We start from the raw sequence: 23547 nt of genomic DNA, 5'->3' as shown, positions 1-23547 counted from the left end.
ACAACGACATTGAATTCATCAGGTAAATTTAACAGACAATTACTAAAAGTACTTCTTTCATCAACCTTTGGTAAAACTGCCTCATCCTGCACATACTAGTATTGGGTGAGTAGCATGTTCAAACAACGATTAAAAAAGCTTATCTCAATTCTTTGTATGACCTTTCTTTTACCTGCAGCATTTCCTTCTGATCATCAGTACCAGCCTTCACTTAGCAAGGAAGTGAGTGTGGTACAAAATTACTATCATGCTGATCAGTATAATTCGATTAATCAAGAATCACTTGTGATCAGTGAAAATGCAACATCAACAGAACCACCTAAAGTTTTTGCTCCCAAGGGTGAAAAAGAGTTTTCCTATAAAAAATATCTTTCGCTAATAGAGAAAAACAGTGATGTGAATCGAACAGACTCTGTCACGAAATTTCCTTATCACCGCTTTGACGTAAAAGTGAACCGAAATATAAAACCGGCGGATAAGGTAACACTTCATTGGGAGGGAAAGTCACTTCCGGGAAGGCAAGTCACCATGTATGCCTGGAATGTGGCAAACGAAAAGTGGACGGAGCTTGATGGCACTGTAGCAAGTGATGAAGAATTTGCTTTAAATGGAACGATAAAAGCAGATGAATACGTGCAAGACCGTAAAATTAGTGTGATTGTACAGGACCAGTTTCCGAAACACGGAAAAAGCTATGATTATTCGTTTGTTTGGATGACAGATACTCAATATTATGCACAGGATTATCCCGCCATTTTTAAAAGCATTACAGAATGGATTGCTCAAAACAAAGATGTGATGAATATTCGTTATGTGTTTCATACCGGCGACATTGTCAATAAAGCTCACGATGAAAAGCAATGGCAACGAGCAAGTGCCTATATGAATACATTAGATGTTGCGAAGATACCTTATGGAGTTCTCCCGGGCAATCATGATGAAGGAGACGATTTCAAAAAATATAAGCAGTATTTTGGCGAACATCGGTTTAAACATAAATCCTATTATGGTGGCTCTTATGATGATAATCGAGGTCATTATGACTTGATTTCTGCAAATGGAAAGGATTATATCTTTGTTTATATGGGCTGGGATATCGGGGAAGAAGAAATAAAATGGATGAATAAGGTTCTTCAGCGACATTCTGATCGAACAGCGATTCTCTCGTTTCACGAGTATTTAAAAAAGAACGGAAAACGAAGTCGTCAAGGAAATGAATTGTTTAAAAAAGTGGTTGTTCCAAATGAAAATGTTGTTGCTGTTCTATGTGGTCATTATCATAGCAGTCAGCTAAAGGTCGATGAGCTCGATGATGATCAAGATGGAGATGTTGATCGGAAGGTATATCAAATTCTTGCGGATTATCAAAAAGGTGGAGAAGGAGGAAATGGTTTTTTACGCTTGCTCCATATTGATGAGGAAACAAACTCAATTGATGTTGGGGCCTATTCTCCTTATTTGAATCAGTATCACTATTATGATCCAAAGAAATATCCAGATAAAGAACAGTTTACAATGGACATTAATGTGAAGAGAACAAAGAAGATGATTTCAACGACTTATTTTGAAGTGAACATTTATAAACATCTAGCAGGTGAAAAGGTGGCATATCAAAAAGAGTGATGAGGTTGATCTCATCACTCTTTTGTTTACTTTTTAAGCTTATAATATGATTCAATTCCCTCAAAAATTGCCTCGGCACATGTTTTTTGATAAGCAGCAGTCCGCAATAGCTTTGCCTCTGTTTTGTTTGTCATAAACCCACATTCACAGAGAATGGCTGTCATTTTTGTTGCTTTTAAAACATGAAAGCCTGCTGATTTCACTCCTCGATTTTTCCGACAGGTCCGGTGAACCAATGCTTCTTGTACTTTTGATGCCAATCCAAGGGCAGTTTTTGGTCTGGAGGTATATATAAATGTTTCAATTCCTTCTGCAGAAGTCCATTCCTTTCCATTGCCATGTGCATTTGCATGAATGGAGACAAATAAATCAACCTTTGCTTGATTTGCCTTTGTTGTTCTTTCGTTGAGAGGGACATCTTTTTCGTCTGAGTGTGAAAAAAGAATTGTGACACCTTCGTAGCTAGTAAATCTTGTTTTCATTTCAATGGCAACGGCTCGGTTAAATTCATATTCCTTCATACCATCAACGGTTTGTTTACCAGGGGTGCTGTAGCCATGTCCAGCGTCGATCATGATCTTCATGCTAAAACCTCCACTTTCATTTATTCTTTCACTATGTATATAGACTTTTTGATAGGCTAGAGTAGCGGGATGTTTGAAAAAGTTAAAATTTAACATGTTATAACTTTCCTATTCTTGATATTTTTTATTATAATTAAATGGATAAAAACTAACGTTCTATTTCTTACATATATTACGGGGGAATTGTGTTGAACTCAAACAAACGTTACATCGTATCAGATCATAAAGAAATTACCTCCATTGATGAGCTTGAAATCATTTGGAATAATACAAATGATGCCATCTTTTTAATTGCTCCGGATGGGTCTCTATTAAAAGCAAATCCTGCATTTGAAGAAATTCTTGGTTACAGCACTGTAGAATTAATTGGTAACCCTCATCCTCCAATTCTTCCAACACTTCAGAAGCAAAAAGGCTTTTTAGAAAGAATGAAAAAAGGTGAAATCATTAAATATCATGAAGCACAACGAGTGACAAAGGAAGGGAAAGTGATTGATATTGTATCCTCCTACTGTCCTGTGCATAATCATAATGGGGAGCTAGTATGCACGGTTGGAATGTATAAGGACGTAACCAAACAGATTGAGGCTCAAAGAAAGTTAAGGGAAAGTGAAGAAAAATATCGATTTATTGCCGATCATACGTCAGATTTAATTATGATTCTTGATGATCAAAAATCAATCACATATGTTTCACCTTCCTCAGAACCGTTGTTAGGGTACTCATCAGTAGAATGTTTGGACAAGAATATTTCAGCATTCATTTCTGAACATGACATTCTTTCATTTATGAACTTGGTTGAACAGCTAGAAAAAACAAATACAGTTCTAGAAACAGAGCTTCGTTATAAACATGCAAGTGGCTGTTTAATATGGATGGAATTAAGGGGTTCTTATGTAGTTGATGAAAATAAAAAGAGAACGATTATTGTGTCAAGAGATATTAGCGAACGTAAAAAGTATGAAGAAGAATTAAGAAATTTAGCTTTTCATGATTCCTTAACAGGCCTGCCAAATCGATATTATTTTAATGAATTATTAAAAGATGAAATGAGAAAGTCTAAGGTTCACTCAATGGAAATGGCGGTAATGTACCTTGATATTGATTCTTTTAAGCAAGTAAATGATACGTTCGGACATGCTGGCGGTGATGCCATTTTGATTGAATTTTCTAGGAGAATTCAAAATAGTATTCGAAATAAAGATATTGTTTGCCGCTTAAGTGGTGATGAATTTGTTATTATTGTTTCTATTCCAAGCGATGAGGAAGTTGTTCGAAAAATTGCTTCTCAAATTCAAGTTGAGCTAAAACAACCAATACTATTTGAACATCATCAAATCCGTATTACAGCATCTATAGGAATCTCAATCTATAATGATGTTGAATTAACATCAGAAGAATTAATTAAAAGAGCTGATAACGCCCTTTATGAAGTAAAAGAAAATGGTAAGAACGATGTTACGTTTTGGTGTGATTCGTTCGTTAATAAATGATGGTGCATTTCATGATGAAATGCACCATTTTTTCATATGTTAATTAAGTTTGAAGTAGTAGCTACGACACCTTGCTGGCTCACCAGTAGGAGAGTTTTTTAATTATCTAATAAATAGTTTTGGAAAGCAGGATACTAATGCTAGAATAGAAAAAGAAGTCTTTCTTTCCAGATGAACAAGTATTTGGTGTAAGAAACTTAAGACTAGCAAGGATTTAAACATATATTAATGAACATAGAAAGATTTTCTTTCTAGTTAATAAAGGAGGACACACCGTGCCAAAAGTTCGCACAAAGGATCTTATTGACAAATTTAATTTTGAAGTGATTAGTGGAGAAGAAGGAATAAATCGTCCAATTACAACAAGTGATTTGTCACGTCCTGGTATTGAGATGGCTGGTTTTTTTACATATTATCCGAAAGAACGTGTTCAGTTACTCGGTAAGACGGAATTATCATTTTTTCACCAGCTTTCCGCACAAGAGAAAAAGCATCGTATGGACGAGCTTTGTACAGATATTACTCCTGCCATTATTGTGACTAGAGAAATGGAAACTCCTCAGGAGCTAATCGATGCCTCTGAACGTGAAGGAGTTCCTGTGTTACGTTCATCGATGAAAACAACCCGTTTATCAAGTCATTTGACGAACTTTCTTGAAGGAAAACTTGCCCCAACAACTGCTGTTCATGGAGTGTTAGTTGATATTTATGGTGTGGGTGTTTTGATTATAGGAAAAAGCGGTGTTGGTAAAAGTGAAACAGCTCTTGAGCTTGTAAAACGTGGTCATCGTCTTGTTGCAGATGATTGTGTAGAAATTCGTCAGGAAGATAAGGATACGCTTATTGGAAGTGCACCTGAGCTTATTGAACATTTATTAGAAATTAGAGGACTAGGAATCATCAACGTAATGACTCTATTCGGTGCTGGTGCAGTTCGAAGCTTTAAACGTATTACGCTTGTGATTAACTTAGAACTATGGGATCAAAATAAACAATACGACCGCCTTGGTCTTGAAGAAGATAAAATGAGAATTATTGATACAGATATTACAAAGCTAACAGTTCCTGTTCGTCCTGGACGTAACTTATCTGTTATTATCGAAGTAGCTGCGATGAATCACCGTTTAAAACGAATGGGTGTGAATGCAGCGGAACAATTTACAAATAAGCTTGCCGGTGTAATTGAAGATGGAGACAACGAGGAAGAATAAGGAATACTAACCAACTATGTGGAATCGGAGTCATCGCTCCGGTTCTATTGTTTTGGAATAATAAGGTAGTATTCTTGATTGATAAAAAGTAAAATAAGGATGGTTGGTCAAAGGTAATTAAAAGATGGATATACATAGAAACTACATATGCAGGGAGTTGAAGAAATGGAAGAAAGTATTAAGCCACTTAACCCGATAGCAATTGAATTAGGTCCGATTCAAGTACATTGGTACGGTGTGATTATCGGCTTGGGAGCATTGCTTGCCTTACTTATTGCTGTAAGAGAAAGTGAACGACGCGGCTGCATAAAGACACATTTGTTGATCTTGTTCTGTTTGCGATTCCAATTGCCATTTTAGGAGCAAGAGCCTATTATGTTATTTTTCAATGGGATTATTATTCTCAAAACCCGGGCGATATTATAAAAATCTGGAATGGCGGTCTAGCCATTCATGGTGGATTAATCGCAGCAATTATAACTGGAGCGGTTTATGCCAAAGTGAAAAAGCTTTCGTTCTGGAAGCTAGCTGATATTGCAGCACCGAGTATTATTCTTGGGCAGGCAATTGGACGCTGGGGTAATTTTATGAATCAAGAAGCACATGGTGGACCTGTCACAAGAGAATTTCTAGAAGGATTGTTTTTACCAGATTTCATTGTGAACCAAATGTATATTAATGGGCAATATTATCACCCAACTTTCTTATATGAATCATTATGGAATCTTGCTGGATTTATCGGATTAATGCTACTAAGAAAAGCGAATTTCAGACGCGGGGAACTTTTCTTAACATATGTGATTTGGTATTCAATAGGGAGATTTTTTGTTGAAGGACTTCGAACTGACAGTTTAATGCTGACAGAAACGTTAAGAATTGCGCAAGTTATTTCAATTGTACTTGTTGCTGTTGCTGTGGGTATTATCATCTTCAGACGAATAAAAGGCTATTCTAAAGAAAGATATTTAGATACGAGTCAATAAGTTTTGTAAACATCAAGGGAGAGGGTTGAAATGGGGAAAAGCTTTAAAACCGGTCTGCAATCAGGCTTACAAACCACTTGGACACTGGGAAAGGTTATTTTTCCCATTACATTAGTCGTGAGCTTGCTGCAGTATACGCCAATCCTTGATTGGATTGTTCAGCTTATTTCACCTCTAATGGGGATCTTCGAGGCTTTCGGGAGAAGCGGCCATTCCATTGGTTATCGGAAATTTCCTAAATCTTTATGCTGGAATTGGGGCAATTCTCTCTTTAGATTTAAGTGTAAAAGAAGTATTTATACTAGCCACCATGCTATCATTTTCACACAATCTATTAGTGGAATCATCTGTTGCGGCTAAGGTTGGGTTGAAGCTTTGGATTATCTTGCTTGTCAGGCTTGGTCTTGCCTTTAGCTCTGCTATCATCATTAACCTTGTTTGGCAAGGTGGAAGTGAGATGGCTCAGTACGGATTTGTTAGTCAAACAGCTGCAGCTCCAAATGGTTGGCTGGAAATTATCGGATTAGCTTTACAAAAGGCAGCTTTAGGTGTTGTTCAACTAGCACTTATCGTTATTCCGCTAATGATTGTGATTCAATATATGAAAGACTTAGGTTTATTAAAGGTATTTACAAGATGGATGGCTCCTGTTACCCGCATGCTTGGGATGAAAGAAAACACATCGATGACATTAGTAGCAGGTCTTACAATTGGCTTAGCATATGGAGCAGGTGTGATGATTCAGGCGGTAAAAGAAGATGGTGTTAGCTATAAAGATTTAACATTAGCCTTTATTTTTCTAGTAGCCTGTCATGCTGTTGTTGAGGATACATTAATCTTTATTCCACTTGGCATTCCAGTTTGGCCATTGCTAGCTATTCGTTTATCAGTAGCGATTATTTTAACAATAACAGTTGCCGCAATTTGGCGTAAACTTGAAGCAGCACCAAGAAGAAAGGAAGCGACATATGAAAATTAATACACTCTTATTCGATTTAGATGGAACATTAATCAATACAAACGAATTAATCATTGAATCCTTTCTCCATACTTTACATTGGTATTACCCGGATCAATATAAAAGAGAAGATGTGTTACCGTTTATAGGACCAACTCTTTATGATACATTCAATAGCATTAACGCTGAAAAAGTGGAAGAAATGGTGAAGGTGTACCGCAAATTTAATCATGAACAGCATGATGTTCTTGTAAAAGAGTATGAGACCGTTTTTGAAACAGTAAAAACATTGAAGGAAAAAGGTTTTAAGCTAGGTATTGTCACAACAAAAATTCGTGCCACCGTGAATATGGGCTTAACATTAACAAAGCTTGATCAGTTTTTTGATGTAGTTGTCACGCTTGATGATGTTGAAAATGCAAAACCACATCCAGAGCCAGTTCTAAAAGCATTGGAGCAGTTAGGATCAAAGCCTGAGGAAGCCATTATGGTCGGAGATAATCACCATGATGTAGAGGCAGGTAAAAATGCTGGCACTAAAACAGCGGGAGTTGCGTGGAGCATTAAAGGAAGAGACTACATTAGCAGCCACAATCCCGATTACTTACTTGAAACAATGAGTGATCTATTACCAATAGTCGGAGTGGAATAAGGTGAGAAGAACAACACGTTATCCTGTCACAGGAGCAAATTCATTATGGCATGTATATAAAACCGTGCCATTTTGGAAGGTTGTTAAAAACTTTATTGTGATTCAGCTTGCGAGGTATACCCCGTTTTTAGGAATGAAAAATTGGCTGTACCGCACTTTTTTGCGGATGAAGGTTGGCGATCAAACATCATTCGCCCTTATGGTCATGCTTGATGTGATGTTCCCAGAAAAAATCTCGGTTGGTCGAAACACGGTAATTGGCTATAATACCACGATTTTAGCTCATGAATATTTGATTAATGAATACCGCCTCGGCGATGTTGAAATTGGCAGCGAAGTACTAATTGGCGCTAACTCAACGATATTACCAGGTGTGATCATCGGGGATGGGGCCATTGTTTCAGCAGGAACTCTTGTTCACAAAGATGTCCCAGCAGGAGCATTTGTCGGCGGTAACCCCATGAGAATCATCTATACAAAAGAAGAGCTGGCAAACAGGGGAGGAGAGGCTGCTAGTCATGACTAGTAGTCTTTTCTTTTTAAGGTAGGGGTGTGGACAAGCTTTTGGAGTGTTGTTGTGGGTGTGATGAACGACAAAATAGTTGGTGCAAGTGTTGGTAGTGTCGTTCATAAGGGTGATGAAGACCAAACCAAGAGTAGCAAGCACAACAAATGGTCTTCATAAGGTCGATGAAGACCAAACCAAGAGTATCAAGCACGAGAAATGGTCTTCATAAGGTCGATCAAGACCAAACCAAGAGTAGCAGCACGAGAAATGGTCTTCATAAGGTCGATGAAGACCAAACCAAGAGTATCAAGCACGAGAAATGGTCTTCATAAGTTCGATGAAGACCAAACCAAGAGTATCAAGCACGAGAAATGGTCTTCATAAGTTCGATGAAGACCAAACCAAGAGTAGCAAGCACGAGAAATGGTCTTCATAAGTTCGATGAAGACCAAACCAAGAGTAGCAAGCACGAGAAATGGTCTTCATAAGTTCGATGAAGACCAAACCAAGAGTGGTAAGCACGAGAAATGGTCTTCATAAGTTCGATGAAGACCAAACCAGGAGCTGCAAGTTTCGAGAAATGGTCTTCATCAGCGCGATGAAAACCAAACCAAGAACAGTAAGCCTAGAAATGACATTCATAAAATTTAAATCCAATAAATAAGCAACACCGCAGGCATTTCACCACTCTATTACCATTTAATTAAACGTTTGTTTAACTAAAAAAGTCAGAATAGCGCGTGAAATCAAAAGCCTTTTATATCCAAAATAAGAATGATTTCCTTGAAAAAGTTCCTTCACTTTGGTAGTATATTAGCATATTAGCGAAGTAAAGGATTCTGAAAATTAATGATAGTAATCAATGACGGGGGTACAGACTCTTATGTTTATGTTTGAAAAACCGCTTGGAATGGTTGATACATTACCAAATTTATATGAAGTGAAGAAGAAGACTCGTCGTGCGATGACGAATGAAATAGAAGCTTGGGGTTTTGAATTTATTGAAACACCAACTCTTGAATATTACGAAACAGTCGGAGTTCAGTCTGCGATTTTAGATCAGCAGCTTTTTAAATTGTTAGATCAACAAGGTCATACTTTAGTGCTGCGTCCGGATGTGACAGCACCAATTGCACGTGTGGCTGCATCAAAATTATTTAATAATCTTTATCCGCAACGCCTTGCTTACTCTGCCAATGTTTTCCGTGCACAGCAAAACGAAGGTGGTCGCCCGGCTGAGTTTGAACAAGTGGGTGTTGAATTAATTGGTGACGGTACTACGAGCGCAGATGCTGAAGCGATTGCTTTAATGATTTCTGTTTTAAAGAAAGCAGGACTTAAGAACTTTAAAATTGCAATTGGTCATATTGGGTATGCCAATGCCTTATTCAAAGAGGTGCTTGGCAATCAAGAACGTGCAGACGTGTTAAGACGTTTTCTTTATGAGAAAAATTATGTTGGCTATCGTGAGCATGTGAAGGGCTTGCCATTATCATCAATTGATAAAGAACGTTTATTTACATTACTAAAATTACGTGGTGGGATCGAGAAGGTAGATGAGGCGAAGGAGCTTGTTACCTCTCAAGAAGCACGAAGTTCATTAGAAGAAGTTTCTCAATTATGGAATGCGCTTGAAGCATATCAGGTAACAGACTACTTAAAGTTAGATTTAAATATTGTGAGTCATATGAGCTATTATACTGGTGTTTTATTTGAGGTGTATGCGGACAATGTTGGTTTTATCATCGGAAATGGAGGACGTTATGACCACTTATTCGAGAAATTTAATCGTGCTGCGCCAGCAACAGGTTTTGGTCTTCACCTTGATCGATTGATTGAAGCACTTAATGAAACAGAAGAGGCTAAGCTTCAATGTGTGATTTATAGCCAAGAACGACGTGCAGAAGCGATTTCGTTTGCAACAGAACTACGTGAAGATGGCAAACGAGTGGTGATGCAGGATATCACAGGCATTAAAGATGTTGATGCTTATACAAAGAAATTTGAAGAAGTAAGCTATTTTATCGGATCAAGAAAGGAGGAGCTGTAGGATGAGTCAAGTGTTAACGATTGCGATGCCAAAGGGAAGAATTTTTGAAGAGGCAGCAGATATGCTTCGTAAAGCAGATTATCAGCTTCCTCCTGAGTTTGATGAATCAAGAAAATTAATTTTAGATGTTCCAAATGAGAATATTCGCTTTATCTTGGCTAAGCCAATGGATGTTGTCACATATGTTGAGCACGGTGTGGCTGACGTTGGAATTGCTGGAAAGGACGTTATGCTTGAGGAAGATCGTGACGTGTATGAGGTGTTGGATCTGAAGATTAGCGAATGCTACTTAGCTGTTGCGGGTCTTCCGAATGCCAAACTATCAGATGTTGCTCCAAAAGTAGCAACAAAATATCCAAAAGTCGCTTCAAGCTATTTCCGTGAGCAAGGTGAGCAGGTTGAAATTATTAAACTAAATGGTTCAATTGAGCTTGCCCCTTTAATAGGCTTAGCTGACCGAATTGTTGACATCGTTTCAACAGGACGAACTTTAAAAGAAAATGGCTTAGTGGAGCTTGAGCATATTTGCCATATTACATCACGTCTTATCGTAAATCCGGTGAGCTATCGTATGAAGGATGAACCGATTGATGAGCTGGTGGAACGTCTATCGAAAGTAATTGGAGGATAAGAGAATGAAGATTACTCAAATTACAGACAAAAAAGTATCACTGAGAAGAACGATTGATACGGGAACAGAGGATCAACGTAAAATTGTTCAATCAATTATTTCGACAGTTCGTGGAGAAGGAGATTCAGCTCTTTTTTCTTACACCGAAAAATTTGATCGCGTTAACTTGTCTAATCTTAAAGTAACCGAAGAGGAATTTACAGCTGCATATGAAACACTTGATGAAGAACTAGTTGAAATTATTCGTGAAGCTGCAGCTAATATTCGTGCCTTTCATGAAAAGCAAAAAAGAGAATCTTGGATCAGTTATGATGATAACGGCACGATGCTTGGACAGAAAATTACAGCTCTTGATGCAGTCGGGGTGTATGTACCAGGTGGGACAGCGGCCTATCCATCTTCTGTGTTAATGAACGTCATTCCAGCGCAAGTTGCCGGGGTGAAAAGAATTGTGATTACGTCTCCACCAAATGAGCAGGGAACACTACCAGCTGGCGTCTTAGTTGCGGCGAAGGAGCTTGGCATCGCTGAAATATACAAAGTTGGTGGCGCACAGGCAATTGCTGCGTTAGCGTATGGAACGGAAACGATTGCGGCAGTTGATAAGATTATGGGTCCTGGTAATATTTTTGTTGCTCTTGCGAAGCGTGAAGTGTTCGGCATTGTTGATATCGACATGATTGCAGGTCCAAGTGAAATTGTGGTATTAGCAGATGAAACAGCTAAACCAAACGAAATTGCAGCAGATCTCCTGTCACAGGCTGAGCATGATAAAAATTCATCTAGTATCCTTGTCACAACATCAATGAAGCAGGCTGAAGAAGTGAAAGCGGAAGTGAAAAAGCAAGTAGAAACTCTTCCTAGAAAGGAAATTGCGAAGGCATCAGTTGAAGCATACGGTCATATTTATGTTGCGGATGATTTGGAAACAGCCATTGCGGTTGTTAATGAGCTTGCCCCTGAGCATCTTGAAGTGTTAACGGAGAATCCTTTGGCAAGCTTAAATGATATTCGCCACGCTGGAGCCATTTTCCTTGGCCGATATAGCTCTGAGCCAGTTGGTGATTATTTCGCAGGTCCGAACCATGTGTTGCCAACGAATGGTACGGCACGTTTTTCAAGTCCATTAAATGTTGATGATTTTATGAAAAAATCAAGCATCATTTCTTATAGTGAAAAAGCATTTTTAAATAACTATTCAAAAGTTGCAAAGCTAGCACGCTTAGAAGGTTTAGAAGCACATGCCCGCGCAATGGAAGAACGACTTAAATAAGGAGGAGAAATGAATATGACAAGAACAGCTTCGATTGAACGTCAAACAAAAGAAACGCAAATTTCACTGTCTTTTAATATAGATGGAACAGGTCAATCATCTCTTAAAACAGATGTGCCATTCATGGATCATATGCTTGATCTTTTTACAAAGCACGGGCAATTTGATTTAACGATAAATGCAAATGGAGACGTTGAAATTGACGATCACCACACAACAGAAGATATCGGCATTTGCCTTGGTAACGCGTTGCGTGAGGCATTAGGCGATAAACGCGGAATTAAGCGTTACGGAAATGCATTTGTGCCAATGGATGAGACGTTAGCACAGGTTGTAGTTGACTTGAGTAATCGTCCACATCTTGAGTTTCGCGCTGAACTGCCAAGTCCTAAAGTCGGCACATTCGATACAGAAAATGTTCATGAATTTTTATGGAAGCTGGCTCTTGAGGCACGCATGAATTTACATGTGATTGTTCACTACGGTCATAACACACACCATATTATTGAAGCGATTTTTAAAGCATTAGCAAGAGCATTGGATGAGGCAACAAGTATTGACCCACGTATGGAAGGGGTACTTCCTTCAACGAAAGGGATGTTATAAGCATGATCGCGATTATTGATTATGGAATGGGTAATTTATACAGCGTAAGTAAAGCGTTGGAGCGTATGAATGCTGACTATATTCTTTCAAGTGATGAAAAGGAACTGGCTAAAGCTGACGGCTACATTTTACCTGGAGTAGGTTCTTTTAAAGATGCAATGTCCATTTTAAACGAAACAGGCTTAACAAGCTTTATTCAAAAAGTTGTAGAAGAAGGCAAACCTTTGTTAGGTATTTGTTTAGGCATGCAGTTACTTTTTGAGGAAAGTATTGAGAATGGGGAAGCGAAGGGTCTTGCTTTCCTACCTGGTAAAGTAGTTAGAATACCTGAGTTAGCAGGCGGTGAGCAACTTAAAGTGCCACATATGGGCTGGAACAACTTAAATATGAATAATGAAAGTCCGTTACTTGCAGGTCTTTCAAGTGGTTATGCTTATTTTGTTCATTCTTATTATGTGGATGCAGCAGATCAAGACACATTGTTAGCGACGGCAAGCTATGGTAGAGGTACCGGCTGTTGTTGGACGTGGTAATGTGTATGGAACGCAATTCCATCCGGAAAAAAGCAGTGAGCTTGGCTTGGCCATTCTAGAAAATTACATCAACATTGTGGAGGGAGAAAAACGATGAGCCAATTTATTATTTATCCGGCAATTGATATGCGCGGCGGCAAATGCGTACGATTGCTTCAAGGTGACTATAACAAGGAAACAGTCTATGGTGATTCTCCTTTTGATATGGCGAAGACGTTTGACGATCAGGGAGCAAGCTGGATTCACATGGTAGATTTAGATGGAGCAAAAGCAGGTAAGCTTGTTAACCATCAGCATGTAATAGATGCAGCTACGAAACTATCAGCTAAAATTCAAATTGGCGGCGGCATTCGTACGGAGGAAGATGTAGAGTTTTACCTTTCAAACGGAGTTGACCGAGTGATTTTAGGTAGTGCGGCAATTTCTAATCCTGATTTCGTGAAAAAAATGCTCGCTACATATGGAGAAAAAATCGCAATTGGTATTGATGCGAAAGATGGTTATGTGTCAACAGAGGGCTGGTTGAATACATCAAATGTGAAAGCAACAGATCTTGGAAAAGAGCTTGCTGCTGCAGGTGCTGAGGTGTTTATTTTTACAGATATCGCAACAGACGGAATGCTTTCTGGACCTAATGTGGAAGCGGTCGTTGAAATGGCAAAAGCAACAGGAAAAGAAGTAATTGCTTCTGGTGGGGTAAGCTCATTAAAAGATTTAGAGACTCTTGCTGAATATCAGCAAGAAGGTGTTGCGGGTGCGATTGTAGGAAAGGCGCTATATACAAATCAGTTTTCTCTTGCGGATGCTTTAAAGGTAGGAAAACAATCATGATTACAAAACGAATCATACCATGCTTAGATGTAAAAGAAGGACGAGTTGTAAAAGGAATTCAGTTTTTAGGACTAAGAGACGCAGGTGACCCAGTTGAGCTTGCGAAGTTTTATGATCAAGAAGGGGCAGATGAGTTAGTTTTCTTAGACATTTCTGCCTCTCATGAAGGTCGAAAAACAATGGTCGATGTTGTAGAACAGGTTGCTGCTCAGCTAGCAATTCCTTTTACAGTAGGTGGAGGAATTAACTCACTTGAAGATATGAAAAGAATTCTTCGTGCAGGTGCAGATAAGGTTTCTTTAAACACAGCTGCTTTAGTAAATCCGGAGCTTATTACAGAGGGAGCAGGTTTCTTTGGCTCTCAATGTATCGTTGTCGCAATTGATGCGAAATATGATGAAGAGTTAGGCAGTTGGAGAGTGTTTACTCATGGTGGCCGTAATGCAACTGATTGGGAAGTTGTGGAATGGGCAAAAGAAGCTGTGAAACGTGGTGCCGGGGAAATTCTTCTTACAAGCATGGACAGTGATGGAGAAAAAAGCGGATTTAATATCGCCCTAAATAAAGCGGTTAGTGAAGCAGTCACTGTTCCAGTTATTGCGTCAGGTGGAGCTGGAAATGCTGACCACTTTTTACATGCTTTTCAAGAAGGAAAAGCAGATGCTGCTCTAGCTGCTTCCATTTTTCATTACAAAGAAACGTCGGTTAAAGAAGTAAAAGCATACTTAGATCAACAGGGGGTGAATGTACGATGAACGTTAAATTTGACCAAAATGGCTTGGTTCCGGCGATCGTACAGGACGCGGCAAGTAAAGAAGTGTTAACACTTGCTTATATGAATGAAGAATCGTTACAAAAAACGTTGGATACGAAAGAAACTTGGTTTTACAGCCGTTCTAGACAAGAGCTTTGGCACAAAGGTGCAACGTCTGGGAATATACAAAAAGTGGTTGAAATGAGATATGATTGTGATCAAGATGCAATACTTGTTCTTGTTCAGCCTCAAGGTCCAGCATGTCATACAGGTGCCTACACATGTTTTAGTGAAACAATTGATAAACAAGAAGTATCACCTGCACAAGATCGCTTCGAGATTTTAAATACGCTAGAAAAATTAATTGCTGAACGTGAAAGTGAGCTTCCAGAAGGTTCGTATACAACTTACTTATTTACTGAAGGTGTAGATAAAATTTTGAAGAAGGTTGGGGAAGAAGCAGGGGAAGTGATTATTGCTTCTAAAAACCGCGACCATGATGAGTTGAAATGGGAAGTGGCTGATCTGCTATTTCACTTAATGGTTTTATTACGAGAGCAGAAGTTACCTTTAGATGAAGTATTGAAAGTATTAGAGGAACGACATACAAAATAAACTTAAAGGCAATCGAAATACCGATTGCCTTTAAGTCTTTTTTTTAGATAGGAATTCTCGATCAATAGCCTGAGGTGGTCTCTCAAACCATCCGTTCTTAATCATGATATTTACACCGTCCTCAGCATATAATCCAATGTCTTTTATCATTTTGAAATATTTGGCTGCTATATCACGTCTTAATGATAAAGCAAGTGAGCCACCAATATTCCCTATGCCTATTCCGTTTAATGACATAACATGAAATAGCATCAATTTATCCGAAAAAGGGGAAATGGTCGAATCAGTTACCTCCGTATCCCATGTCATAGGGGAGGGGAGTGTGCTTTCTTCTAGTAGTTGACTTAAAGATTCCATGATTGATTTTGCTAAATCTATTCCCCTTACAAAATGATTTCTTAATTCCTCAGAACCTGCAGTTTGGGCAAAACCAATTAATAATGCCTTTCCATTTGCATTATTTGTGTGATTCATGAAAATATGTGCAATTTCATCTGCAGTTAATGTTCTCCGATCACCAAACCAGCCACGTAAGAAATTTTGTTTTTTGACTATATCTGGGTGATCTGGTGTTGCAATATATGGAGGACGAATAAAGAGTCCTTTAGAGAGCATGACTTCTTTTGCTGCATCCTCAACCTTAGCAGCTTCAATTAAATAGTGAAAATATAAGTCCCTAATGTCTTTTCTTGCTGACGTAGAAAATGCCATTCCATCTGCAGCAATTCCAGCTTTACCCAAGTTGCGAATAAAGTAAAGCATGTACGTATCAGAATATAATCTCGGCGCATCAAAGTTAACATCTTCATCAGAAAAGCCAATGGGAATTGGGTAGTTCTCTTTATTAAAAATTTCTTTTAATGTAGAAAGGTGTTCAGTTGACTTTTGTAAAGTAAAGTTAATCACCTGTGTTATTTCTTCATCTACGACAATTTTGCTGAAATACTTCAATATTGGATTGGATGCACTCTCTGTCATATAGGACGTCCACAGTGCTGCAAGCTCCGCTGATGTTAAGTCGATATGATGTTCCATTTTATCCATAGTCCGATCCTCCTTGTTTGTTAGTACTAGTATGAACAAACAAAGTGTAAATATTTGTAATTTGTTAAATGTGAGAAAGGGCTTAATAAATATCTATTTAGAAATATAAACTTATGGTATACTTACGTACGGGAATTTAATGAAATGGAGGATCTCAGTGGGAAGACAATTGAGCAAACAACAAAAAAGAGCACAGGTTGTCCCGTTTCTCCAAGATGGACAATATTACTATAATAAGGGCCTCAAGGCTTACCGTGAATATAACTATCAAAAGGCAAGTAAATATTTACAGAAGAGCATTGAGTTAGATCCGAATGACTCAATGAAGCTGTCTCAGCTAGCAGCCATCTATACAGATATGGGGAAATACAGCCAATCAAATGAATTGCTTTCACACATACTTGAAGAGCTTGATCAGGATATGACGGAATGTCATTATTTAATGGCAAATAATTACGCACATCTTGGACTGTTTCAGGAAGCCTACAAGTGTGCGACTGAATATGCAAATAAAGAGCCATATGGTGAGTTTACTGAAGAAAATGAAGATCTTATTGATCTTTTAACGATGGAAGATGATGATGAAGAGCCATTTTTAAAAGATCCTGATGATTTAATTTTAAAACAGGATGCGGCAAAATCATTACTTGAAACAAGTCAGTTTGAAGAAGCGATTTTACTTCTTGAGGAAATTGTTGCTGAATACCCTGAATTTTGGTCGGCACACAACAACTTATCTTTAGCCTATTTTTATGTTGGAGAAGTGGAAAAAGCTAAAGAGTACCTTCAAACTGTCCTTGAACGGAATCCAGGCAATTTACATGCTTATTGTAATCTTTTAGTATTCTATTATTATGAACGCCAGGATGACAAGGTTGAGGAGCTTGCAAATACTCTATCGACTGTACACCCGCTTTTATTTGAGCATCGCTATAAATTGGGGGCAACATTCGCTTTAGTTGGTTATTATCCTTTAGCATACAAATGGCTTCGTTCACTACACAAACAAGGCTACGAAGGTGATGAAGTATTCTACTATTGGCTGTCATATGCAGCTTATTTTACAGGAAATGTATCATTCTCTGAGCAAATGTGGGAGCGAGTATTAAAGGAAAACAAAGATAAAGCAGGCTCAGAGCCGTGGAATTTAAACGCTGATTCAAATCAGCGAGTGAGCAATATGACACTAGAAGAGCGCCTATACGCGATTTTCTTGGCCATACAAACAAAAAATCTCGATCAACTACATGAATATCAATCATCAGCTGTCCCACAATCACAGCTGGAAAAAGAGTTCATCAAACTAGCTTTATCTAAACATTTTGATTCATATGATCAGGTCTCGTCTCTCTATCAAATAGCAGAGTCTTTATTCGTTCATTCCGAGCATGATGAATTATTTTTGTTCTCATTCCGTATTTTAATGAAAGCTTATAAACAAAATTACTCGCTAAAAAACTATCAAGGCTGGGCTGCTGCTCTGGACTATGTATGGAGAAGCCAAGCGAACCAGGCAATTACACAAACTGTTATTGCTTCTGAGTATGGCACATCGGTATCGTCTGTAGGAAAGTATGTAAAGCTTGTGAAAAGTATTTTAGCTTAATGATAAAACCTGCCCGAGAGAGGGCGGGTTTTTTGTTGGGAATATAAGGAATTATGTTCATGAAAATCAATACATTCCCTTTGCGCTCCATAAATGAGCAAAAATATGGCATGATTTCACTATATTTTATACGATGTCTATAAGGCAAAATGATGAAGACGGTAGTAAAAGGGTGTATGTGTCTTCTCGTATTGGCAGATAATCAAAGTAAAGGTCATTTTAAGGAGTGAACAACGTGTCAGAAGAAAAAATTTATGACGTTATCATTGCAGGAGCAGGTCCCGCTGGAATGACAGCTGCTGTTTATACGTCTCGTGCGAATTTATCAACGTTAATGATTGAGCGTGGAATACCGGGAGGCCAGATGGCAAATACAGAGGAAGTTGAAAACTATCCGGGCTTTGATCATATATTAGGACCTGAATTATCAACAAAAATGTTTGATCATGCAAAAAAATTTGGTGCAGAATATGCGTACGGTGATATACAGGAAATTATTGATGGTGAAGAATACAAAACAGTAAAAGCTGGGAAAAAAGAATATAAAACAAGAAGCATCATTATTGCAACAGGTGCAGAATACAAAAAAATCGGTGTTCCTGGAGAGAAAGAATTAGGTGGACGTGGCGTATCTTATTGCGCGGTTTGTGATGGTGCTTTCTTTAAAGGAAAAGAATTAGTTGTTGTTGGTGGCGGTGATTCAGCAGTAGAAGAGGGTGTTTATTTAACTCGATTCGCTTCAAAGGTTACAATTGTTCACCGTCGTGATGAATTAAGAGCGCAAAAAATTCTTCAGCAACGTGCATTTGATAATGAAAAGATTGATTTTATCTGGAATCATACAGTAAAAGAAATTCATGATGTAGACGGCAAGGTTGGCAAAGTGACCTTAGTGAACACACAAAATGGAGAAGAGCAAGAATTCAAAACAGATGGTGTGTTCATCTATATCGGAATGGTTCCATTATCAAAGCCGTTTGAAAGCCTTGGGATTACGAATGATATGGGCTATATTGAAACAAATGACCGTATGGAAACAAGAGTTGAGGGGATTTTTGCAGCTGGAGATATCCGTGAAAAAATGCTCCGTCAAATTGTGACAGCTACAGGTGACGGTAGTATTGCGGCTCAAAGTGCTCAACACTATGTAGAAGAACTTGTTGAAAAGCTTAAAGTAAGTAAATAATTATTTCAAACGTAAAAGAATGTCGAAAGGTGGTTAACAATTTCGTAATTGTGTTTTAACTCTCCTGTAACATGAGTGAAACAATTATGAGGTACTATATAAATAGTAATTGACCCCCTTTTATAAATAGACTTAATTTCGAGCATGGGCGCCCTTTCCCGTGCTCCCTTTTTTTGTTCTTCAACCTGTTTTTATTTCTTTTTAAAAAAATGAAACAGATTTCCATCTTATCCGTATATACATATAGTAAATTCCTCTTTTTTTACCAATTGAAAAGCTAATCGTGTTCGTTGTATAGATAATTTGAACATAGTATAATAAACAAAAGTAAAGTTCGAGATAAAATGAGGAAAATTCCAATGTCATGTGAATAATAGAGGTGAAGAATTTGCAAAGAGTAACCAACTGCGTCTTAATGGAAGGAAACAAGGTTCTTCTCCTACAAAAGCCTAGAAGAGGTTGGTGGGTAGCTCCCGGTGGGAAAATGGAATTGGGAGAATCTGTAAAGGATACTGTCACACGTGAATATAGGGAAGAAACAGGAATCTATATAAAAAACCCTCAATTAAAAGGTATTTTTACGTTCATCATACAAGACGGAAAAGATATTGTTTCAGAATGGATGATGTTTACCTTCTTAGCGACTGATTATCAAGGAACGAATGTAGGAGAATCAGAAGAAGGAACAATTAAATGGCATGATAAAGAAGCGGTTCAGGAGTTACCGATGGCACCTGGAGACCACCACATCCTGGATTATGTGATGAAAGGTACAGGAATGCTTTACGGGACCTTTACATATACTCCAGATTTTGAACTACTATCTTATCGTTTGGATCCACAATAAACCGGCATATTTTCTTACAATATTTACAAAGAATGAATAAAATTATGATACGTTACATGTAGCAGGAGAAACGAGAGGAGGAGAGATGGAATGACTGTCGAGCAAAACGAGCAGCAGGATGTGCAAATGGTAATTATTACCGGTATGTCTGGCGCAGGAAAAACAGTTGCTATTCAAAGTTTTGAAGACTTAGGTTACTTCTGTGTGGACAACTTGCCACCAACCCTATTACCAAAGTTTTTGGAGTTAATGAAAGAATCAGGCTCTAAAATGAATAAAGTCGCATTAGTTATGGATCTTCGTGGAAGAGAGTTTTTCGATAGTTTGTTCAAAGCACTTGATGATTTACCGGAAAACTCATGGGTAACACCCCATATTTTATTCCTTGATGCGAAAGACTCTACTCTTGTCACAAGATATAAAGAAACAAGACGCTCACATCCGTTAGCTTCTAAAGGTCTTCCATTAGAAGGGATTGGCATAGAGCGAGAACTGTTAGAAGAGATGAAGGGTAGAGCTCAATTAATCTATGATACATCAGATTTAAAGCCAAGAGAGTTACGTGAAAAAATCCTTAAGCAATTTTCATCAAGTGTTCAACACACGTTTACCGTGAATGTAACATCATTTGGATTTAAATATGGAATCCCAATCGATGCTGATCTTGTCTTTGATGTTCGTTTCTTACCAAATCCTCATTATATAGATCATATGAGGCCAAAAACGGGCTTGCAGGAAGAGGTTTCTTCATACGTGTTAAAGTGGAATGAAACACAAAAGTTTCTTGAAAAGCTTATAGATTTGCTCACATTCATGCTGCCTTATTATAAACGTGAAGGAAAAAGTCAAATTGTTATTGCGATTGGTTGTACAGGAGGTCAACATCGCTCAGTAACACTCGCTGAATATCTTGCAAAGCATTTTCACCAAGACTATCATACTCAAGTCTCACACCGAGATATTGAGAAGAGAAAGAATCACTAAGGATGACAGAACATTTGCCTAAAGTTGTGATTATCGGGGGCGGTACAGGTTTATCCGTTTTATTAAGAGGGTTAAAGCACTTTCCTGTTGATATTACGGCCATTGTGACTGTTGCTGATGATGGCGGGAGCTCGGGCAGGCTCCGAAATGAGTTAAATATTCCACCTCCTGGAGATATCCGAAATGTATTAGCTGCTTTATCTGATGTTGAACCACTCGTTGAAGAGCTATTTCAACATCGCTTTAATAAAGGGAATAATCTCATTGGCCATTCCTTAGGGAATCTCATTTTAGCTGCTATGACGAACATTACTGGTGATTTTGTTCATGCAATTAAAGAAATGAGTACAGTCTTAAATGTACGAGGAAAAGTTTTACCAGCTGCTAATTCTAGTGTTGTGTTAAACGCAGAAATGGAAGATGGTACAATTGTATCAGGAGAATCAAAAATTCCTTTCTCAGGTAAAAGAATTAAAAGGTGTTTTTGAAATTCTACCGAAATTGAGCCTCTTCCTGAAACAATTGATGTGATCAGAGAAGCTGATTTAATTGTCATTGGTCCAGGCAGCTTGTACACAAGTATCTTACCGAATCTTCTTGTACCGAAAATAGGAGAAGAAGTTTGCAAAGCAAAAGCGAAAAAGGTATACATCTGTAATGTGATGACACAGGCAGGAGAAACATTAAATTATTCTGCAAGTGACCATGTGAAAGCATTGTATGAGCATATGAATGAATCATTTATTGATACCATTCTCGTAAATGAAGAAGAAATACCTGAGAACATAAAGTCATTATATGAAGAGGAGCTTGCGAAGCCTGTTCATTATGATATTGAAAGGTTAAAATCACTAGGTCTTGAAGTGATAACAGACAATATTGTTTGTTATGAGAATAGTGTCATTCGACATGACACAAATAAAGTTGCAAAGCTATTATATGGAATTCTTCAAGAAGACTAACACGGGTTCCAGGTAAAGAATGGGGTGCAGAGTTGTCATTTGCATCTGAAACGAAAAAAGAATTAACGAATCTAGAACTAAAACCATGCTGCTTACGAGCTGAGTTATCAGCTTTAATTCGAATGAATGGATCGCTGTCATTTTCAAACAAAATGCTGGTTTTAGATATTCAAACAGAAAATGCAGCGATTGCCAGAAGGATTTATACTTTGTTAAAAAAGCAATATCAAGTATCAGTTGAGCTTCTTGTTCGAAAGAAAATGCGTTTGAAGAAAAACAATGTTTATATTGTAAGACTTGTTGAAGAAGCCAAGTCGATATTAGAAGATCTTGACATCTTAGATGAAGGATTTACCTTCTATCATAGAATTTCTGAAGATCTTGTGAAAAAGAAATGTTGCAAACGCTCTTATATAAGAGGTGCATTTCTTGCTGGAGGCTCCGTTAATAACCCGGAAACCTCATCCTATCACCTTGAAATTTTCTCACTATATAAAGAGCATAACGATTCTCTTTGTGAGTTAATGAATACATTTGATTTGAATAGCAAAACGTTAGAGCGTAAAAAAGGCTTTATCACGTATTTAAAAGAAGCAGAAAAAATCACAGAGTTTTTAAATGTCATTGGTGCCCATCAAGCACTGCTTCGATTTGAAGATGTCCGCATTGTTCGAGACATGAGAAACTCGGTGAATCGTCTGGTGAACTGTGAAACAGCTAATCTTAACAAAACAATTGGTGCCGCACTAAGACAGGTAGAGAATATTCGCTTTATTGATGATAAAATAGGCTTAGATGCTTTACCGGATAAACTAAGAGAAATCGCCAAGCTGAGAGTTGAATATCAAGATGTCACGTTAAAAGAGCTAGGTGAAATGGTATCTAGTGGTACCATTAGCAAATCGGGTATCAATCATCGACTACGTAAGCTAGATCAAATAGCTGAGCAATTAAGAACTGGTCAACCGTTTTCATTAAAATAAAAATAAAAAAATTAAAGAAGAGAAGAGGAGATTATTATGGTTGAAAAGCAAGTAGAAGTAAATCTTAAAACAGGTTTACAAGCACGTCCAGCTGCATTATTTGTTCAAGAAGCAAATCGTTTTGCATCTGATGTATTTTTAGAAAAAGACGGTAAAAAAGTAAACGCAAAAAGTATTATGGGACTCATGAGCTTAGCAGTTAGCACTGGTGCAGTTATTAATTTAATTGCAGAGGGGAACGACGAGCAAGAGGCTGTTGAAGCTTTAGCCAAGTTTGTACAACAAGAAGGATAATTCATAAGAAGAAGCAGGCATTGATTAGAATGTCTGCTTTTTTTTATGTTTTTGGGGGAAGTGGTGGGAGTTCTGTCTCGATAGTGTGAGAATCGGGACAATCATAGGGGAGGAAAGGGAAGAAGTGTCTCGATAGTGCGGGAATCGGGACACAAATCGTGGAGGGAAGAGAAGGTGTGTCTCGATAGTGTGGGAATCGGGACACAAATGGGAGAGAGAAGAGAGGGTGTGTCTCGATAGTGCGGGAATCGGGACACAAATGGGAGAGAGAAGAGAGGGTGTGTCTCGATAGTGAGAGAATCGGGACACAAATAGGATAGGGAGGAGAAGATATGT

20 protein-coding genes and 4 pseudogenes are annotated in these 23547 nt (G+C 38.1%); 22 read left to right on the top strand and 2 right to left on the bottom strand.

Features of this window, described 5'->3' with window-relative positions:
- The first annotated feature begins 114 nt into the window (after positions 1-114).
- Positions 115-1623: a metallophosphoesterase gene (locus MVE64_RS09945; protein ID WP_247346067.1), complete on the top strand. Its 1509-nt coding sequence runs from the start codon at positions 115-117 to the stop codon at positions 1621-1623.
- 26 nt (positions 1624-1649) lie between these two features.
- On the opposite strand, the gene MVE64_RS09940 is transcribed toward MVE64_RS09945, so the two are convergent.
- Positions 1650-2207, bottom strand: coding sequence for an N-acetylmuramoyl-L-alanine amidase family protein (locus MVE64_RS09940; RefSeq protein ID WP_247346065.1), 558 nt, complete (start codon positions 2205-2207; stop codon positions 1650-1652).
- Between the two features lie 188 nt (positions 2208-2395).
- Here MVE64_RS09940 and MVE64_RS09935 point away from each other — a divergent pair, with 188 nt between their 5' ends.
- From MVE64_RS09935 to hisIE, 14 genes and pseudogenes are all read left to right on the top strand, one after another.
- On the top strand, positions 2396-3700 hold the full coding sequence (locus MVE64_RS09935) for a diguanylate cyclase domain-containing protein (protein ID WP_247346063.1): 1305 nt from the start codon (positions 2396-2398) through the stop codon (positions 3698-3700).
- Between the two features lie 275 nt (positions 3701-3975).
- Entirely contained in the window at positions 3976-4911 is a 936-nt protein-coding gene (gene hprK, locus MVE64_RS09930; RefSeq protein ID WP_247346061.1) for an HPr(Ser) kinase/phosphatase, read from the top strand.
- A 165-nt stretch (positions 4912-5076) separates the two neighbouring features.
- Positions 5077-5894: pseudogene (lgt, locus tag MVE64_RS09925) on the top strand (prolipoprotein diacylglyceryl transferase).
- A 30-nt stretch (positions 5895-5924) separates the two neighbouring features.
- A pseudogene (locus MVE64_RS09920) lies at positions 5925-6873 on the top strand (nucleoside recognition domain-containing protein).
- Positions 6863-7504, top strand: coding sequence for a pyrophosphatase PpaX (gene ppaX / locus MVE64_RS09915; protein WP_247346060.1), 642 nt, complete (start codon positions 6863-6865; stop codon positions 7502-7504). The pseudogene MVE64_RS09920 and the gene ppaX overlap by 11 nt, the downstream one beginning before the upstream one ends.
- A gap of 1 nt (position 7505) precedes the next feature.
- A complete protein-coding gene (locus MVE64_RS09910) occupies positions 7506-8030 on the top strand; it encodes an acyltransferase (RefSeq protein ID WP_247346059.1) in 525 nt (174 codons plus the stop codon).
- Between the two features lie 865 nt (positions 8031-8895).
- Positions 8896-10062, top strand: coding sequence for an ATP phosphoribosyltransferase regulatory subunit (locus tag MVE64_RS09905; RefSeq protein WP_379052037.1), 1167 nt, complete (start codon positions 8896-8898; stop codon positions 10060-10062).
- Position 10063: 1 nt separating this feature from the next.
- Positions 10064-10693, top strand: a complete 630-nt coding sequence (hisG, locus tag MVE64_RS09900) for an ATP phosphoribosyltransferase (RefSeq protein WP_247346058.1) — start codon at positions 10064-10066, stop codon at positions 10691-10693.
- 4 nt (positions 10694-10697) lie between these two features.
- The gene (gene hisD, locus MVE64_RS09895) at positions 10698-11966 is read left to right on the top strand and encodes a histidinol dehydrogenase (protein ID WP_247346055.1); all 1269 of its coding nucleotides are present in this window, start codon (positions 10698-10700) and stop codon (positions 11964-11966) included.
- Between the two features lie 15 nt (positions 11967-11981).
- A complete protein-coding gene (hisB, locus tag MVE64_RS09890) occupies positions 11982-12572 on the top strand; it encodes an imidazoleglycerol-phosphate dehydratase HisB (protein WP_247346053.1) in 591 nt (196 codons plus the stop codon).
- A 2-nt stretch (positions 12573-12574) separates the two neighbouring features.
- Positions 12575-13202 (top strand): annotated as a pseudogene (gene hisH / locus MVE64_RS09885) (imidazole glycerol phosphate synthase subunit HisH).
- Complete coding sequence (gene hisA, locus MVE64_RS09880; RefSeq protein WP_247346050.1) at positions 13199-13936, top strand: 1-(5-phosphoribosyl)-5-[(5-phosphoribosylamino)methylideneamino]imidazole-4-carboxamide isomerase; 738 nt, start codon at positions 13199-13201, stop codon at positions 13934-13936. Before hisH ends, hisA begins: the two are co-directional and overlap by 4 nt.
- Entirely contained in the window at positions 13933-14691 is a 759-nt protein-coding gene (hisF, locus tag MVE64_RS09875; protein WP_247346047.1) for an imidazole glycerol phosphate synthase subunit HisF, read from the top strand. Before hisA ends, hisF begins: the two co-directional genes overlap by 4 nt.
- A complete protein-coding gene (gene hisIE / locus MVE64_RS09870) occupies positions 14688-15305 on the top strand; it encodes a bifunctional phosphoribosyl-AMP cyclohydrolase/phosphoribosyl-ATP diphosphatase HisIE (protein WP_247346045.1) in 618 nt (205 codons plus the stop codon). Before hisF ends, hisIE begins: the two co-directional genes overlap by 4 nt.
- Positions 15306-15335: 30 nt before the next feature.
- Here the strand turns inward: hisIE and MVE64_RS09865 are convergent, their stop codons facing one another.
- Positions 15336-16349 carry a DUF3231 family protein gene (locus tag MVE64_RS09865; protein ID WP_247346042.1) on the bottom strand — a complete coding sequence of 338 codons (1014 nt, stop codon included), beginning with the start codon at positions 16347-16349 and terminating at the stop codon, positions 15336-15338.
- A 157-nt stretch (positions 16350-16506) separates the two neighbouring features.
- Between MVE64_RS09865 and MVE64_RS09860 the strand changes: the two genes are divergently transcribed.
- The 7 genes and pseudogenes from MVE64_RS09860 to MVE64_RS09830 all read left to right on the top strand — a co-directional run bounded on the left by MVE64_RS09860 (position 16507) and on the right by MVE64_RS09830 (position 23211).
- A complete protein-coding gene (locus MVE64_RS09860; protein WP_247346040.1) occupies positions 16507-17955 on the top strand; it encodes a tetratricopeptide repeat protein in 1449 nt (482 codons plus the stop codon).
- Between the two features lie 235 nt (positions 17956-18190).
- Positions 18191-19141 carry a thioredoxin-disulfide reductase gene (gene trxB / locus MVE64_RS09855; RefSeq protein ID WP_098797865.1) on the top strand — a complete coding sequence of 317 codons (951 nt, stop codon included), beginning with the start codon at positions 18191-18193 and terminating at the stop codon, positions 19139-19141.
- Positions 19142-19520: 379 nt separating this feature from the next.
- Positions 19521-19988, top strand: coding sequence for an 8-oxo-dGTP diphosphatase (locus tag MVE64_RS09850; protein ID WP_098797864.1), 468 nt, complete (start codon positions 19521-19523; stop codon positions 19986-19988).
- A gap of 90 nt (positions 19989-20078) precedes the next feature.
- Positions 20079-20972 carry an RNase adapter RapZ gene (gene rapZ / locus MVE64_RS09845; protein ID WP_247346037.1) on the top strand — a complete coding sequence of 298 codons (894 nt, stop codon included), beginning with the start codon at positions 20079-20081 and terminating at the stop codon, positions 20970-20972.
- Positions 20973-20974: 2 nt separating this feature from the next.
- A pseudogene (locus MVE64_RS09840) lies at positions 20975-21934 on the top strand (gluconeogenesis factor YvcK family protein).
- A 32-nt stretch (positions 21935-21966) separates the two neighbouring features.
- Entirely contained in the window at positions 21967-22917 is a 951-nt protein-coding gene (gene whiA, locus MVE64_RS09835; protein ID WP_098797862.1) for a DNA-binding protein WhiA, read from the top strand.
- A gap of 36 nt (positions 22918-22953) precedes the next feature.
- Positions 22954-23211 (top strand): HPr family phosphocarrier protein, encoded by a 258-nt coding sequence (locus MVE64_RS09830; protein WP_098797861.1) that lies wholly within the window; start codon positions 22954-22956, stop codon positions 23209-23211.
- The last annotated feature ends 336 nt before the right edge of the window (positions 23212-23547 follow it).

It is taken from the genome of Metabacillus endolithicus (assembly GCF_023078335.1).
In the GTDB taxonomy this organism is placed as follows: Bacteria; Bacillota; Bacilli; order Bacillales; family Bacillaceae; genus Metabacillus; species Metabacillus endolithicus.
Note: the sequence above shows the minus strand (reverse complement) of the source record. Positions and strands in the feature narration are given on the sequence as shown.